Below are 15,799 nucleotides of genomic sequence, written 5' to 3' on the forward strand. Positions count from 1 at the left end.
AACCAATGCGTTCCCAATCTGGTTATAGACCGAGTACTCGGATCACTTTCCCAGGGTCGAGGCTTCACCAAGCTTTTCCACGACAGTCCCTCGAACCCCAATCGTAATCATGTCCTGATGTATAGGCCGCGTACAAGGAATCAAGAGAATGCCAAAACTAGAACAGCGCTTTGACTATGTCAAAATCGGCTTAGCTTCTCCCGACCGAATCCGTCAGTGGGGTGAGCGTACCCTCCCTAACGGTACGATGGTGGGGGAAGTCACCAAACCAGAAACCATTAACTACAGAACCCTAAAGCCTGAAATGGACGGGCTATTCTGTGAGCGTATTTTTGGCCCCGCTAAGGATTGGGAATGTCACTGTGGCAAGTACAAGCGGGTAAGACATCGGGGTATTGTCTGCGAACGCTGCGGAGTCGAGGTAACCGAGTCGCGGGTACGTCGTCATCGCATGGGTTTTATCAAGCTAGCGGCCCCAGTGGCCCATGTTTGGTACCTCAAGGGTATTCCTAGCTATATCGCCATTTTGCTCGATATGCCCCTACGGGATGTGGAGCAAATCGTCTATTTCAATGCCTACGTCGTTCTCGATCCAGGCAATGCCGATAGCCTCAGCTATAAGCAACTCCTGACTGAAGACCAATGGATTGAGCTAGAGGATCAGCTGTATGACGAGGATTCCGATCTCTCCGGCATTGAAGTGGGCATCGGGGCAGAAGCACTACAGCAGCTACTGCAAGATCTGGAACTGGAAGCCGTTGCAGAGATGCTGCGGGAAAATATTGATAACTCCAAGGGGCAGAAACGGGCCAAGTTGATCAAGCGCCTGCGGGTGGTTGATAACTTTATTGCAACCGGTTCTCGACCAGACTGGATGGTTTTGGACGTGATTCCCGTCATCCCTCCTGACCTCCGCCCGATGGTTCAGCTAGACGGTGGCCGATTTGCCACATCGGACCTGAACGACCTCTATCGTCGCGTCATTAACCGAAATAATCGCTTAGCCCGACTACAGGAAATTCTAGCCCCTGAAATCATTGTCCGAAACGAAAAGCGGATGCTCCAGGAAGCCGTTGACGCCCTAATTGACAATGGTCGGCGTGGACGAACCGTGGTGGGCGCAAATAATCGTCCCCTAAAATCGCTCTCGGACATCATTGAAGGTAAACAGGGGCGCTTCCGGCAAAACTTGTTGGGTAAACGGGTTGACTACTCCGGTCGTTCTGTCATTGTGGTGGGTCCCAACCTCAAAATTCACCAATGTGGTCTCCCCCGAGAGATGGCCATTGAATTATTTCAGCCCTTTGTAATCCATCGTTTGATTCGTCAGGGGCTGGTGAATAACATCAAAGCGGCGAAGAAGCTGATTCAGCGTAACGATCCAAGCATTTGGGGCGTGTTGGAAGAAGTGATTGAAAATCACCCCGTGATGCTGAATCGGGCACCGACATTACACCGTCTTGGCATTCAAGCCTTTGAGCCGATGCTGGTGGAAGGCCGGGCACTACAGCTCCATCCCCTGGTATGTCCAGCCTTTAACGCGGACTTTGACGGTGACCAGATGGCGGTCCATGTTCCCCTATCCCTAGAAGCCCAGGCCGAGGCCCGGTTATTGATGTTGGCATCCAACAATGTTCTATCGCCAGCCACCGGCCGCCCCATTATTACCCCTAGCCAAGACATGGTACTAGGATGCTACTACCTGACTGCCGAGAATCCCAATGAGCAAAAGGGAGCTAATACCCATTTTGCCAGTATGGAAGACGCCATCATTGCCTATGAGCAAGGGATGGTCGGTCTCCACGCCTGGGTTTGGCTGCGTTTTGATGGCCCGGTGGAAGACGATGGAGAGCCCACTGAAATAATTGATAACGGTGATGGCATGGTGACCAAGCGTTATCCAAATCGTCGGGTGCGGGAAGACAGTGACGGAAATCAGTTGTCACAACATATCTATACAACTCCAGGACGCATTATTTATAACCATGCTGTCCATGCGGCCCTTGCCAGTTAAATCTGGTCCACATCCAGAACTTGAGTTTTTCCCTCGGGCACTGCGTCAGGTTTCGACTTGAATGTGGTCTGGAACAATCATTCAGTTTTCTTAGATATCTAGTTAGCCAATAGTACGTTGAGGCAGAGAGTTCCCCATGGCAGATCAAGGTAACGCACAAGCCAAAGCCATTCCATTTCGTAACCGCATCATTGATAAAGGACAGCTGAAAAAGCTGATCTCCTGGTCATTTTATACCTACGGTACGGCTCGCACAGCCGCCATGGCTGATGAAATTAAATCGCTTGGATTTAAGTATGCCACCCGGGCAGGGGTATCCATTAGTGTTGACGATTTACAGGTACCTCCCAGCAAGCGCAAATTACTCGAGGCTGCCGAGCAAGAAATTCGGGATACCGAGGAGCGCTATACCCGTGGAGAAATCACTGAGGTAGAACGTTTTCAAAAGGTAATTGATACCTGGAATGAAACCAGTGAAGAGCTAAAGGATGAGGTCGTCCGTAACTTCAAAGAGAATAATCCCCTTAACTCCGTGTATATGATGGCCTTCTCTGGGGCTCGAGGTAATATCTCCCAGGTACGTCAGTTGGTGGGTATGCGAGGATTAATGGCAAATCCCCAAGGGGAAATTATTGACCTACCGATCAAAACAAATTTTCGCGAAGGGTTGACCGTTACTGAGTATATTATTTCGTCCTATGGTGCCCGTAAGGGTCTAGTAGATACGGCTCTGCGTACAGCAGACTCAGGCTACCTGACCCGTCGACTGGTGGACGTGTCCCAGGATGTAATTATTCGCGAAATTGACTGTGGTACGGATCGCTCAATTCCTTTGAGCGCCATGACCGACGGGGAACGGGTGCTGATTTCCCTGGAAAGTAAACTATTGGGTCGAGTGCTCGCTGAGGATGCCATTCATCCTAAAACCGGTGAAGTTTTGATGCCCCACAACAAACCCATAGATGCCGAGCGGGCCAAGGCGATCGATCAATCTGGACTGAAAGAAGTCAAAGTGCGTTCAGCCCTTACGTGCGAGGCCGCTCGATCAGTGTGTCAGCACTGCTATGGTTGGAGTTTAGCCCATTCCCACATGGTGGACTTAGGCGAAGCTGTGGGAATTATTGCGGCCCAGTCCATTGGCGAACCAGGAACTCAGCTCACCATGCGAACGTTCCACACCGGGGGAACGTTTACCGGTGAATTGGCGCCCCAGGTACGCGCCAAGGCGGCTGGTCAGTTCACCATGCCAGATAGCTTGAGGAGTCGTCCCTTCCGCACCCGTCATGGCGAAGATGCGCTGTTGATGGAGTCTAATACGGACGCCAAAATCATCATGGAGAACGGCAAAACCCGTTCCGTGTCTTTACCCCAGGGTTCGATTGTATTTGTGGCGGATGGGGTCACCCTAGCCAAAGGGGATCTGATTGCTGAATTACCCACAACCCGGGTGCGTAAGGTAACTGAGAAAGCCAGTAAGGACGTAACCTCCGATATGTCCGGTGAGGTTTTCTTTGAGGGCTTAGTGCAGGAAGAAAAGAAAGACCGTCAGGGCAATATCACCAAACTAGCTCAGCGTGGTGGTCTGTTGTGGGTGCTCTCAGGGGAAGTTTACAACCTCCCCCCCGGTGCAGAACCGACGGTCAAAAACGGTGACGAGATTGAGGCTTATGGCATTTTGGCTGAAACCAAAATTGTCACTGAACGGGGTGGCCTAGTACGTCTGCCCGATCGTTCCGATAGCAAAGGTAGCCGTGAGGTCGAAATTATTACGGCTTCTGTGACGCTGGACACGACTGAAGTGACCATGGAAAGTGGACAGGGTCGCGAGCATTATTTCTTGCAGACTGATCAAGGCGTACGCTATTCCTTGATTGCGACACCGGGGACCAAGGTTTTGGGCGGCCAGGTGATCGCTGAGTTAGTAGATGATGCCTACCATACTCAAAGTGGTGGCATCATTAAGTTCTCTGGTGTGGAAATTGCCAAGAAGAGTAAGGGCAAACAAGGCTATGAGGTGACCAAGGGTGGGACGCTCCTTTGGATTCCAGAGGAAGCCCATGAGGTGAATAAAGATATCTCGCTATTGATGGTGGAGGATGGCCAGTATATTGAGGCCGGCACCGAAGTGGTGAAAGATATCTTTTGCCAAATTAGTGGTGTGGTAGAAGTTACCCAAAAGAACGACATTCTTCGGGAGATTGTGATTAAACCGGGGGATATTCACATGGTGGATATCCCAGATGCCGTCAGTGGCAAGGATGGTGTTCTGGTTAGTGCAGGGGAGGAAGTCATTCCAGGGGTGACGGCCGAAGCCTTGCGCTATGTTGAATATGTTGAAACTCCCGAGGGAGCAGCGCTGTTGTTGCGTCCCGTCCAGGAGTATGAGGTGTCCGATAGCCCCACTCTTCCTAGCCAATACTCCGTTAGCGACAGCAATGATAATTCCATTGGGATTACGGCGATCCAACGTATCTTCTTTAAAGACGGGGAACGGGTTAAGTCGGTGGGTAGTGTTGAACTGCTGCGGACGCAGCTAGTGCTCAATATTGATAACGAGTCATTTTCATCGTCCCTAACGGCGGATATTGAGCTGGTACCTGACGAAACAAATGAAGAGATCAAGCGGCTTCAACTGGTTATTTTAGAGACACTAGTTATTCGTCGTGACATTGCGGCGGATCAGACTCAAGGCAGCACCCAGACCCACTTACTGGTGGCAGAAGGGGATGAAATCAAGCCAGGTTCTGTGGTAGCTCGGACTGAAATCCATGCTAAGGATGCGGGAGAAGTACGGGGTATTCGGAAAGATGTGGAATCCGTCCGTCGGATATTAGTTGTCCGTGATAGCGATCTGGTAACTGTTGATTTGGCTGGGAAGCCTCCAACCGTAAAAGATGGTGACCTGTTGGTAGATGGCTATCCTTTGGCTGACGGTATTCTTTCTGAAGAGTCTGGCCAGGTTGTTGCCGTGAACGATAGCAGTCTCGTGCTGCGTATCGCCCGTCCCTATCGCGTATCCACGGGTGCGGTACTGCATATTGAGAATGGCGATCTGGTGCAACGGGGTGACAATCTGGTTCTACTGATCTTTGAACGAGCTAAGACCGGTGACATTATTCAGGGTCTACCTCGGATTGAAGAATTATTAGAGGCTAGAAAACCGAAGGAAGCCTGTGTCCTAGCCGATCGACCGGGTAATGCCCAAGTGGTATATGGAGAAGATGAAACGGTTGAGGTGAAGATCGTTGAAGACGACGGTGTCATAGCTGAGTACCCCATTGCACCGGGTCAACCGATGATTGTATCGGATGGTCAGCAGGTCAGTTTGGCGGAGCCGTTGACCGATGGTCCCCTGAATCCTCACGAAATTCTGGAAATCTTCTTTAAGTACCACCGTGAGACAAAAGGAGTGCATGATGCTTCGATGATCAGTCTGCGACAGGTTCAAACCTTCTTGGTGAACGAAGTTCAGTCTGTATATCAATCCCAGGGAATTGATATCTCGGATAAGCACATTGAAGTGATTGTGCGACAGATGACGTCCAAGGCCCGGGTGGAAGATGGTGGTGATACGACGATGTTACCTGGAGAACTGGTGGAAATTCGTCAGCTAGAGCAGGTGAATGAAGCCATGTCGATTACTGGTGGTGCTCCAGCAGAATATACTCCGGTGCTTTTGGGAATCACCAAAGCGTCCCTGAATACCGATAGCTTTATCTCGGCTGCAAGTTTCCAAGAAACCACTCGAGTGCTGACCGAAGCCGCCATTGAAGGTAAGTCTGACTGGTTGCGTGGTCTGAAGGAGAATGTCATTATTGGACGTTTGATTCCTGCGGGCACAGGCTTTAATGCCTACGAAGAACGCGCTACCCCTGAGATGGATCCTTCCTTTGATAAGGCGTTTTTGGCGGATGACATCGCCTTGCAGGATATGGTGCTGGATGATCGCACCGCCCGGGTTTACGATCGGGAGGGTGGGTTGAATATGTTTGCGGATGACATGATGGGGACCAAGGAACCAGACGACGATTTACTGGGAGCTACTGAGCTCCAAGAGCTGCCGTCTCCGTTTTTGGATGATAATGCCCTGATTGATGATCAGACTGCTGCGCCCTAAGGAAATGTCTGGGAGATTGCTGTCGGCTAATCGATTAATCAGAATCGGTTAATAAGAAAGGGGGCTGAGAATATTCTCAGCCCCCTTTCTGTTAGTTTGCTTGGGTGAGCTATGGGTTTGTCATGGGTTTAGGCGTCTAGGTTCAGTTCTGCGGCTTTAATAGTAACCGACTGAGTTTGGTCGCCACGGCGTAGGCTCAACCTTAGACGCTGACCGATTTTAGCTTGGTCAACGTAGGACTGCAGTTGATTGGCCGTGTTAAAGGGCTGGTCATCAATTTGGGTAATGACATCGCCCCGGCGCAATCCAGCGTTGGCAGCCGGAGTATCCGCCAAGACACGAATGACCAAGACACCATTGACTTCTGGGATCACCATGTTGGCATTGGGGTCGTCATTATTGCGCTTGGCCATCTCTGGGGTTAAATCGGCAATTTGAATGCCTAGGTAGGGATGGGCAATGTGTTCCCCACGGGCTAGCTGGCCTTGGATGGATTTTGCTTTATTGATGGGAATGGCGAATCCAATCCCCATGGCATCGGCCCGAATGGCGGTGTTGATACCAATCACTTCGCCCTGGCTATTGAGTAGGGGACCACCGGAATTACCAGGATTAATGGCGGCATCTGTCTGAATAAAATCAAGCCGTTTGTCGGGGATGCCCACCGTAGCGCTGGAACGCTTGAGGGTGCTGACAATACCGAGAGTGACTGTGTTGTCTAGGCCGAGGGGGTTGCCGACAGCGATGGCCCAATCACCAACAGAGATCGTGTCAGAGTCACCCAGGTCCGCGACGGGTAAGTCCTCTTGGGCTGCATCGATTTTGACGACGGCCAAGTCCGTGAGATCGTCGGCTCCTTCGACGGTGCCGTTAAAGTGGCGACCATCTTTGAGGGTGACGGTAACGCGCTCGGCCTGGTCTACGACGTGGGCGTTGGTGAGGATATAGCCATTACTGTCCACAATAAATCCGGAGCCCTGTCCACTGAGGCGTTCCTGTTGGGGGACACGCTGAAAGGTATCGGGGCCGAATAAGCCTCTAAACATGGGATCGTCGTAGAGGAGGTCGGGCACATTGCGGGTGATGGTGCGCTCGGTATCGATGCGGACCACGGCGTCCCCCACTCGCTGCACGGCGGCGGCGACAAAGCTCTCACTGGATAGGGAAGAGAGAGGAGTTGGCACCGAAGTTTCGGTCAGGGCAGCGACGGGTTGGATGCCAGACAGAAATAGCATGACTGCAGATAGGCAGGCAATCAGCCATCGACCTAACTGGCGGCTAAATGCGGTGGATAGTTCAAAAGGCTTCATAAGGTCATTCTCTGAGATACTAACGGCCCTAAAAAGACTCTGAAAAAGCCTGGGGCAAGACTTGTAGAGGGTATGGGCCAGTGACAAAAGTTGGTTCTATTGTGGCAGCTTCCTTGGTAATCGTGGGCAGTAGTTATGGGCGGAAAGCCGCCCTGGGAATAAATCATCCCCGCGTTTTGCTCCTTGCCTGCTACCGTGGGCAGCAGGTGATGTACGGACGCGATAGGTGGGGTTTATGGCGGGTAGATGGAATTGGCGGGTCTGGTTGCCCATGGTTGGGTTGAGTGCGATCGCACTCCATAGCTGCCAACCATTATCCACCGAACAATTTTCCCTCGAGCAACTGGTTGCCCCCAGCTATGAATCCCAGCTGGCGGACTATCTAGCCAATACGGGGGCCACCATGTATGGAGCCTACTGGTGTCCCCACTGCGCCAGACAAAAGCAGTTATTTAACCAGGCTGCCCAGCAGGTGCCCTATGTTGAATGTGATGCCCGTGGCGTCAATACCCAGGTGGATCTATGCCATGCGGTGGGCATCACTGCCTATCCCACCTGGGAGATCCGTGGAGAGTTTTATTTGGGCACCCAGCCCCTGAAAGAGTTAGCCATCCTATCCGGGTTTGAGCAGTCCCCTGCACCAGAGAGGATCGAAAATGACGCTTGGGGAGGGTTCAGCCCCGCTCCGTAAGACCGGCAGCCAAGGCCGCAACCAGACGCACAAATCAGACCTGGCTGGGGTGAGATGGCCAAACTGTTTTAGAATATAGTCAAGAAATTTAAACCATAGAACCTTCAACCATGAAGGTACATATAGGAGGATAAACGAGCACCATGGGTGGAGAAATTTTTTCGGTTGCAGTCACAATGTGCGTCATTGTCATGGTGGGTTTGGGCGTTGGTTTTTTGCTGCTCAAGCTCCAGGGCGCTGAAGAATAATTGCCCAGTTTCCACGGCTGGGTGCTCTCTGGGTCCTCTCTGAGTCCTCATCTTGATGGCCCCTTGTCCAATGGAGCCCCTTAGCTGACGAGTCCTTCAGATCAAGAGCCATCTGTTTTTTTTAAATTTTGACAAGAAAATGGCTGAGTCAGCAGGGTGTAGCTGACCCAGCCATTTTTTAATGGTCACCAGCGGTTTTCGAACGAAGCGACGTCTGTTAAGCTGAGTAAAGCATTAAGTTTTGTTTAGAGTCCAACATGAGCATATTGGTAGTTGGTGGAACTGGCACGCTGGGTCGTCAGATTGTACGGAATGCCTTGGATGAGGGGTTTGACGTTAAGTGTCTGGTGCGCAACTTCCAAAAAGCTGCATTTTTGCGGGAGTGGGGAGCAAAGTTAGTTCAAGCCAACATCTGTGGCCCCAAATCCTTGCCCCCTTGCTTTGAAGATGTCACCGCCGTCATTGACGCGGCCACATCCCGCCCCAAAGACTCCGCCTACGATGTGGACTGGGATGGCAAGTTGAACTTGATCAAAGCAGCCCTAGATGCCCAGGTGGAACGCTACGTTTTCATCTCGATTCTCAATTCTGAGAAATATCCCCACGTGCCCCTGATGGATATTAAGCGCTGCACGGAAAAGTTCTTAGAAGAGTCGGGCATTAACTATACGATTTTGAGACCCTGCGGTTTTTTACAAGGGTTAATCGGTCAGTACGCTATTCCAGTATTAGAGAAGCAGGCGATTTGGGTCATGGGCGAGGCTGCCCCCATCGCCTATATGAATACCCAGGACATTGCCCGCTTTGCGGTGCGGGCATTGCAGGTGCCTGAAACCAATAAGCGTTCTTTCCCCTTGGCAGGCACTCGGGCCTGGGGTGGGTATGAACTCGTCCGTCTCTGTGAGCGACTATCGGGGGAAGATGCCAAGGTTTCCACCATGTCCCTGGACTTACTGCGCGGTGTGCGTGGGTTTGCCAACTTTTTCCAATGGGGCTGGCAGTTTGCTGACCGCTTAGCCTTTGCAGAGGTGGGGGCAGGTAGTGACCCCCTGGATGCTGATATGAATGAGGTGTATAGCACGTTTGGATTGGACCCGTCTGAGACGACCACCGTGGAAGAGTATCTGGGTGAGTACTATAGCCGCATTCTGAAGAAACTGAAGGAAATGGACTTTGAAAGCGGTCGGGAAAGCAAGAAAAAGCTGCCATTTTAGGCGCTCTGATTGGGCCATGTGGGATAGGTCTGCATCAGGTTGCTCAGATGCGCCACACAATATGCCCTACACAATCGGATAGTCGGCGGTTTCGATGGGCAAAAACACGGTCCAAGTAACACCGTGGTTAGGTCGTTCACGGACAGTGAGCTTGGCCCCTAGGGCAGTGAACAGAGCCTTGGTGGTTTGCAGGTTAAGGCTCAGCCCCCCGGTGTCGGGTTGAAACATGAGCAGTTTACCCAAGGACTTGAGGGTGGGGCGGCGCTGGTCACAGGCGGAATTTGCCTCAGCCTGGAATTCTAGCTTGAGCTGATCGCCAGCGGCCATCACATGGAGCTGAATCTGGCCTTTGGCGGCCACGCTGTGGGTAAAAAGCTCCACCAGCCCCGTTAACACCTGCTGGAGCAGGGCCGGATCGCTGGCTACCATGGGCAGCATTTTAGGTAGGGTAACCTCCAGGGAAAGGTTGCGCCGGGTGGCCGCTTGCTCCCACTGGGGAATGGCGGCTTGAATAATTTCACTCAGGGCCGTGGCCGTTAGTAAGGAGCGGGGTCCTTTTTGGGTGGCAGCTTCTAGCTCCACCGCCTTAAAAATCAGGTTAAACCGATCAATTTGTTGGGTGCAGGCATTGTCAATCTGGTGCAGGCGCTGCTTCGCCTTATCTACCAGGTCTTTGCTGCGAATGAGGGAGCGGGTTAAGGTGCGAATGGTGGTGAGGGGGGTGCGAATTTCATGGGCCATGGCCTTGAGTAGCTCCGTGTCCAGCCCCTGGGATTCCTTAGAGGGAGAGCCGTTACTGGTGAGGCCGGCATGGGTCGGGGAGACGATGCGTTCGATGACCGGGCTGGGTTTAGGCGCAGGGAGGGAGGACAGCATCCAGCGGCTGAACTGACTGACAATGCGATAGTCGGGCTCAGTCGGGGCAAAGGTTTCCACTAGGGGGTCGAGGAAGTCTAGCTGCTTGCGGGTGGTGAGGAAAATCCGCGATCTCAACAACTGCCACACCTGATTAATCACCACCGGCGTAAACGAAAACTGAAAGCGCAGATCATCATCCGCATCGCGACCGAGCACCAGGACGACACTAAACCGCTCCGTCAGCAACAAACAAAAGCGCTCAGCCGCCAGAGGATCTCCATCCATCAACGGCAAAATCCGCGCCGCCGAGGTATCCACCGGAGGCCGATCATCAGCGGGCATCAATTGGGAAAAAGACTGAGCAATCTGGTCTAACGGCGGCGGCACAAACACCCAGTTAGATAATTGCATGGTCAGGTCCGGTGCATCGAGAATGGGAAACGGTCCACTCAAGAGCAAACCAGCAGGAGGTTGAGGCGAACGCTGGTGAGACCAAACTGATTTGCGTGATCGGCTAGGGGCTGGGGGACTGGGGGGCAACGTCTGCTGCAGAAGGTAACCCATGGATGAAATGGCACCTTGCCACTCCGCTTCAGCCCGCTCAGCTTGGTATTGACGCCGAGCTTGCCCCGCCACAGAGGAGGGAATTTCCCAATTGGTGGTGTCAGTCCCTAGCTCCCCTAGGGCCACCAAACTACTAATTGTGGGTAAAAAATGCTCCAATTGGCCCCTAGATGATGTCTGCGCCACCCGCCAATAGCATTGAATCACTAAAGACAGGTGGCATAGCTATTTAATATCTATCTAGAGACTACTGGTAAAAATCCCTTCCTGACTATGGGGTAGAACCGAACGTCTAGGTGAGGGAGCCGCTTTCGGTCCATCCAAACGCGCTTGAATGGGCCGAAAGCCAACTGAGAATTTAACCAAACCAAGTGGAAGGGATGAAAGCTTCGGGGGTCGTCACGACGGGGCGAGTGAGCACCTTTTGAATCCCTTGGTGGACTAACTGACGAATTTGGCGATGCTGCTCCGCTGAATAACAATTTCTCGGCAATTCTAAGGAGCATCCACTTTCGGCCACCGTCATATATCGAGCCGGTAAACGACTTAGCACAAATGTGGCTAACCGATCACGGGCGTCAGGACTCGTAAACGTTTCCCGATAAGCCTCGGAGGGAACAGCGGTCAGCACATCATCAATGATTTCGTTGACGACAGGCAGCGCGATATTAATCAGAGTGGTTGCCATAGTTTCGGATCTCCAAGGGATAAGTGTAATGAGTAAGACGAGTTTGCATTGAGCAGCATGAGGCGGTTTTCTAGCACCAAATACCGCTCGTTTTTAACCAACTTTTTTACTAGATAGGTAGTTAAAAAATAGGTTAAACAATGGGTACAAAAATAAGCCCTAAAGCCGCAGCCTAGGCCCATATTTTCATCGGACCTAAATCTGGGGATCACTCTCTAGGAGATGATCCCCACCTAAATCTAATGTTATTTTTTCCCAGGCTGAATCAAGAATCGAACATATTTAACAAAGACTAAATATTTGACTAAAAAACAAACCTGGATTTGTTAACAAATGAAAAATAACCGATATCAGTCGACATGTTTTTTTACCTTGCCATCGTTTTGTTGCAATCTGGACAGATAAGGTAGAACTATGCAGCTTCTAATTTGTCCCGGCTATCATGCCCCGGCCTTAACCGATGATTTTTTGCAATCCCTTTTAGCCCATCTCACCCCGGACCAAGCTCCCGATCAATTATGGGTATTGCCCCTTTGGGCCTACCCCCTGGGTCTACCCTGGTTATTCAACTCTGCCCAGTTGGATCGGCCCCTATCCATCATTGCGTTTAGTGCGGGAGTGGTGGCCGCCTATCCTTTACTGCTCGCCTGGCAAAGCCTCGGGGGCACGGGGCGACTAATTGCTATAGATGGCTGGGGAATGCCCTTGCCAGGGGATTTGGTCATTTATCGCATCAGCCACGACCATTGGACCCATCGCACCACCTACTGGCCGTCCCCGGCGGAAAGTAGGGGCTCCTTTTACTGTCAACCAGCGGTTCAGCATCTGGCCCTTTGGCAGCATCCCCACTTGAGCCAGGGGATGGGGGACCTGGGCACAGGGGTGGGGCCAATGACGGCGCTGGAGTTTATCTGTGGGGCGCTGGGGAAGACCTAGGGACTGATGCGGTGATGGACGGCAGCTGGGTTGGCTTTGTTATGGACTGTTGACGCAGGGCGATGGCCATGGGCAGCGGTGAGGTGGTTGAGGGGAATGTTTAAGCTATATTTTTCCCCTGACAGGCCATAGGTGCAGCCGCTCTCTGTCTGCCAACCATATCTGTTAACGGATCTGCCCCAGGATAAATGGCTAGCAACAGGCTAACGCCGGAAAACTCTTTTTCTATGAAGTTTGGCGAACCCCTGTAGGACGTGATTGTAAAATAAATAACCAAAGTGATAATGTCGCCGCATTTTCCATCACCGTATTCCCCCTCCTGACGCCTTTAATAAACATCATGACTTCGACGTCCGTACAGCCTTCCGTTAAAGCAAGCTTCAGCATTCAGCGAGTAAGCGGTGCTTACGCTCTACTTGATAGTCTCGTGCGTCATGGTGTACGCCATGTGTTTGGCTATCCAGGCGGGGCCATTTTGCCGGTCTACGACGAACTGTATAAGTTTGAACAGCGGGGCGACATTCAGCATATTTTGGTGCGCCATGAGCAGGCGGCGGCCCATGCGGCAGATGGCTATGCGCGGGCCACGGGACAGGTGGGTGTGTGTATTGCCACATCGGGACCAGGCGCGACTAATTTGGTGACGGGGATTGCCACCGCTCAGATGGATTCGGTGGCCATGGTGGCGATTACGGGCCAGGTGCCGCGCGGTGCCATTGGTAGCGATGCCTTCCAGGAGACGGATATTTTTGGCATTACGCTGCCGATTGTGAAGCATTCCTATGTGGTACGCGATCCACGTCAGATGGCGGAAATTGTGGCGGAGGCGTTTTACATTGCCCTGTCCGGTCGGCCAGGTCCGGTGTTGATCGATGTGCCCAAGGATGTGGGGTTAGAAGAGTTTGATTATGCTCCGGTAGAGCCGCGCTCCATTACGATTCCAGGTTATAAGCCGACGACAAAGGGGAATCCGCGTCAGATTCAGAATGCGATCGCACTGCTCCAAGCTGCCAAAAAGCCTCTGCTCTACGTCGGTGGTGGGGCAGTCATTTCCGGTGCCCATGCAGAAATCGCCCAGCTAGCGGAGCATTTCCAAATCCCGGTTACCAATACCCTGATGGGTAAGGGTGCATTCAATGAGCATAGCCCTCTAGCGGTCGGGATGCTGGGAATGCATGGTACCGCCTATGCCAACTTTGCCGTCAGCGAGTGTGATTTACTGGTGGCCATTGGGGCGCGCTTTGATGACCGGGTGGCCAGTAACTTAGAGAAATTTGCCCAACATGCCCAGGTGATCCACATTGATATTGACCCCGCTGAAGTGGGTAAATGCAAGGTACCGGATGTACCGATTGTGGGCGATGTGAAGACGGTTTTGACGGAGCTGCTATCCCGTCTGGGGCAACCGGCGGACCCAGCTCAAACCGGTGCTTGGCGTGCTCGCATTGACCAGTGGAAGGCCGACTATCCCCTCAAGATTCCGACTTATACCGATAAGCTCTCTCCCCAGCGGGTGATTGCAGAAGTGGGGCGTCAGGTTCCTGATGCGTTTTACACCACTGATGTGGGGCAGCACCAGATGTGGGCGGCCCAGTTTTTGAAAAATGGTCCCCGCAAGTGGATTTCTAGCGCGGGGCTTGGCACCATGGGCTATGGGATGCCTGCGGCGATGGGAGTGCAAATGGGTGTGGGTGACAACCCAGTAATTTGCATTAGTGGTGATGCTAGTTTCCAGATGAACTTGCAGGAGTTGGCGACGCTGGCTCAGTACAACATTAAGGTGAAGACAGTCATTGTGAATAATGGCTGGCAGGGGATGGTGCGCCAGTGGCAGCAGGGGTTCTATGGTGAGCGCTATGCGTCTTCGAATATGGAAGTGGGCATGCCTGACTTTGAGAAGCTGGCAGAGGCATTTGGGGTGAAGGGGATTTCGGTGAAGTCGGCTGATCAGTTAGAGCAGGCGATTGCGGACATGATGGCCCATGATGGTCCGGTATTGTTGGATGTGTGGGTGCGGCGGGATGAGAATTGTTATCCGATGGTGCCACCGGGGCATAACAATTCGCAGATGATTGGGTTGCCTGAGCCGGCGACTAAGCGGCCGGTGGAGGTGATTCATTGCAGTAACTGTGGGGCTGATAATAAGGCGAATCACAAGTTTTGTTCGGAATGTGGGACAAAGCTCTAGGGCTAGGGAAAGCAGCGGGGCATTGGGTTAGAAAAAGCTCTAGGGCTAGGGAAAGCAGCGGGGCATTGGGTTAGAAACCGATGGGTTTGTGCTTGTAGTATTACTGCAAGCACATGGGCCGTAAGCGGGTGCTTAAGTTAGATCGTCATGGTCAGCTGCGGTTAGATAACATTCTGGCCGGTAGGCAGCTGGCCCTATGGCCATGGGTATCGCCCCCATCGGGTCGTAAATCCCCGTTCTGGGGGAGTGGATGGGCAATCGGAGGCGGAAGCAGCCGAGCATTAGCTACTACTATCGGTGGAATTCACCCAGAGGTAGGGTGAGCGATTATATAAGCGCGAGTAAGCTGGCGCGGGTGGCAGGGCTGATTGAGGCGGAGCGGCCTGCGTTGGAAATTTTGCGGGTGGTAGTGGACGAAAAGCGAAAGGTTTCAGGAGTTTCAGCGGAATTACTCGGTAAATAATCCACAATCCTATCGGGAGAAGCTTCAACTAGACTTGATGATCTAAGCAACTGTGTGTGAATGGTGTGGGTATGGAGCTAAAAATTGAAAGCTGCTGAAGTATTGCGACTCTATTAAAGCCGGTGAGCGCGACTTCAAGGGGGTAAACCTGAGAGGTGAAAACTTTAAAGGCAAGAATCTCTCAGGGGCAGACTTTAGCGGAGCTGATATCCGTAGTACGAACTTCACCAATGCGAATTTGACTGAGGCTAACTTTACCCAGGCTAAAGCTGGATTGCAGAGGCGTTGGGCGATTGGGTTAGTTGTTGTCTCATTGCTACTAGCAGTCCTTTCAGGATTTTTCTCAGCATTTGCTGGGTATTGTGTTTCACTAATATTTTATGGGCGTAACCGGTCTCGCGCTCTAACTCAAGCAAACAGGGGCCAATCGACTGCACCGAGTAGGTTTCGGTGTGGATAAAGGCGTTCAGTTTCATGCTGAATGCGAAAATGAGTAAACGCTTGCCAG

At 52.2% G+C, this 15,799-nt stretch carries 12 protein-coding genes and 1 pseudogene; 9 read left to right on the forward strand and 4 right to left on the reverse strand.

Annotated elements, in window-relative coordinates; genetic code table 11:
• Positions 1–148 precede the first annotated feature (148 nt).
• The gene (locus tag VB741_RS10485; protein ID WP_323365122.1) at positions 149–2,014 is read left to right on the forward strand and encodes a DNA-directed RNA polymerase subunit gamma; all 1,866 of its coding nucleotides are present in this window, start codon (positions 149–151) and stop codon (positions 2,012–2,014) included.
• Positions 2,015–2,150: 136 nt separating this feature from the next.
• Entirely contained in the window at positions 2,151–6,131 is a 3,981-nt protein-coding gene (locus tag VB741_RS10490; RefSeq protein WP_323365123.1) for a DNA-directed RNA polymerase subunit beta', read from the forward strand.
• A 128-nt stretch (positions 6,132–6,259) separates the two neighbouring features.
• Here the strand turns inward: VB741_RS10490 and VB741_RS10495 are convergent, their stop codons facing one another.
• Complete coding sequence (locus tag VB741_RS10495; protein ID WP_323365124.1) at positions 6,260–7,441, reverse strand: HhoA/HhoB/HtrA family serine endopeptidase; 1,182 nt, start codon at positions 7,439–7,441, stop codon at positions 6,260–6,262.
• Positions 7,442–7,712: 271 nt separating this feature from the next.
• On the opposite strand from VB741_RS10495, the gene VB741_RS10500 reads away from it, so the two are divergent.
• The 3 genes from VB741_RS10500 to VB741_RS10510 all read left to right on the forward strand — a co-directional run bounded on the left by VB741_RS10500 (position 7,713) and on the right by VB741_RS10510 (position 9,594).
• Positions 7,713–8,132 (forward strand): glutaredoxin family protein, encoded by a 420-nt coding sequence (locus tag VB741_RS10500; RefSeq protein WP_323365125.1) that lies wholly within the window; start codon positions 7,713–7,715, stop codon positions 8,130–8,132.
• Positions 8,133–8,275: 143 nt separating this feature from the next.
• On the forward strand, positions 8,276–8,380 hold the full coding sequence (gene petM / locus VB741_RS10505) for a cytochrome b6-f complex subunit PetM (RefSeq protein WP_323365126.1): 105 nt from the start codon (positions 8,276–8,278) through the stop codon (positions 8,378–8,380).
• 257 nt (positions 8,381–8,637) lie between these two features.
• Positions 8,638–9,594 carry an SDR family oxidoreductase gene (locus VB741_RS10510; protein ID WP_323365127.1) on the forward strand — a complete coding sequence of 319 codons (957 nt, stop codon included), beginning with the start codon at positions 8,638–8,640 and terminating at the stop codon, positions 9,592–9,594.
• 66 nt (positions 9,595–9,660) lie between these two features.
• On the opposite strand, the gene VB741_RS10515 is transcribed toward VB741_RS10510, so the two are convergent.
• Together VB741_RS10515 and VB741_RS10520 are read right to left on the reverse strand one after the other, a co-directional pair.
• Positions 9,661–11,202 carry a sensor histidine kinase gene (locus VB741_RS10515; RefSeq protein ID WP_323365128.1) on the reverse strand — a complete coding sequence of 514 codons (1,542 nt, stop codon included), beginning with the start codon at positions 11,200–11,202 and terminating at the stop codon, positions 9,661–9,663.
• Positions 11,203–11,374: 172 nt separating this feature from the next.
• Positions 11,375–11,704 carry a late competence development ComFB family protein gene (locus VB741_RS10520; RefSeq protein ID WP_323365129.1) on the reverse strand — a complete coding sequence of 110 codons (330 nt, stop codon included), beginning with the start codon at positions 11,702–11,704 and terminating at the stop codon, positions 11,375–11,377.
• A gap of 414 nt (positions 11,705–12,118) precedes the next feature.
• Between VB741_RS10520 and VB741_RS10525 the strand changes: the two genes are divergently transcribed.
• The 4 genes and pseudogenes from VB741_RS10525 to VB741_RS26310 all read left to right on the forward strand — a co-directional run.
• The gene (locus tag VB741_RS10525) at positions 12,119–12,640 is read left to right on the forward strand and encodes a hypothetical protein (protein ID WP_323365130.1); all 522 of its coding nucleotides are present in this window, start codon (positions 12,119–12,121) and stop codon (positions 12,638–12,640) included.
• A gap of 340 nt (positions 12,641–12,980) precedes the next feature.
• Positions 12,981–14,828, forward strand: coding sequence for a biosynthetic-type acetolactate synthase large subunit (gene ilvB / locus VB741_RS10530; RefSeq protein WP_323365131.1), 1,848 nt, complete (start codon positions 12,981–12,983; stop codon positions 14,826–14,828).
• A 319-nt stretch (positions 14,829–15,147) separates the two neighbouring features.
• Positions 15,148–15,291, forward strand: a complete 144-nt coding sequence (locus VB741_RS10535; protein WP_323365132.1) for a hypothetical protein — start codon at positions 15,148–15,150, stop codon at positions 15,289–15,291.
• Between the two features lie 148 nt (positions 15,292–15,439).
• A pseudogene (locus tag VB741_RS26310) lies at positions 15,440–15,514 on the forward strand (pentapeptide repeat-containing protein); the annotation flags it as partial.
• Between the two features lie 40 nt (positions 15,515–15,554).
• Here the strand turns inward: VB741_RS26310 and VB741_RS10545 are convergent.
• The gene (locus VB741_RS10545; RefSeq protein WP_323365133.1) at positions 15,555–15,767 is read right to left on the reverse strand and encodes a hypothetical protein; all 213 of its coding nucleotides are present in this window, start codon (positions 15,765–15,767) and stop codon (positions 15,555–15,557) included.
• Positions 15,768–15,799 lie beyond the last annotated feature (32 nt).

Source organism: Leptothoe sp. PORK10 BA2 (genome assembly GCF_034932105.1).
Lineage (GTDB): Bacteria > Cyanobacteriota > Cyanobacteriia > Phormidesmidales > Phormidesmidaceae > Leptothoe.

Excerpts from the sequence above, each read along its gene's own strand:
- VB741_RS10485 (WP_323365122.1), top strand. The coding sequence starts at position 149 with ATGCCAAAACTAGAACAGCGCTTTGACTATGTCAAAATCGGCTTAGCT.
- VB741_RS10490 (WP_323365123.1), top strand. The coding sequence starts at position 2,151 with ATGGCAGATCAAGGTAACGCACAAGCCAAAGCCATTCCATTTCGTAAC.
- VB741_RS10495 (WP_323365124.1), bottom strand. The coding sequence starts at position 7,441 with ATGAAGCCTTTTGAACTATCCACCGCATTTAGCCGCCAGTTAGGTCGA.
- VB741_RS10500 (WP_323365125.1), top strand. The coding sequence starts at position 7,713 with ATGGTTGGGTTGAGTGCGATCGCACTCCATAGCTGCCAACCATTATCC.
- petM (WP_323365126.1), top strand. The coding sequence starts at position 8,276 with ATGGGTGGAGAAATTTTTTCGGTTGCAGTCACAATGTGCGTCATTGTC.
- VB741_RS10510 (WP_323365127.1), top strand. The coding sequence starts at position 8,638 with ATGAGCATATTGGTAGTTGGTGGAACTGGCACGCTGGGTCGTCAGATT.
- VB741_RS10520 (WP_323365129.1), bottom strand. The coding sequence starts at position 11,704 with ATGGCAACCACTCTGATTAATATCGCGCTGCCTGTCGTCAACGAAATC.
- VB741_RS10525 (WP_323365130.1), top strand. The coding sequence starts at position 12,119 with ATGCAGCTTCTAATTTGTCCCGGCTATCATGCCCCGGCCTTAACCGAT.
- ilvB (WP_323365131.1), top strand. The coding sequence starts at position 12,981 with ATGACTTCGACGTCCGTACAGCCTTCCGTTAAAGCAAGCTTCAGCATT.
- VB741_RS10545 (WP_323365133.1), bottom strand. The coding sequence starts at position 15,767 with ATGAAACTGAACGCCTTTATCCACACCGAAACCTACTCGGTGCAGTCG.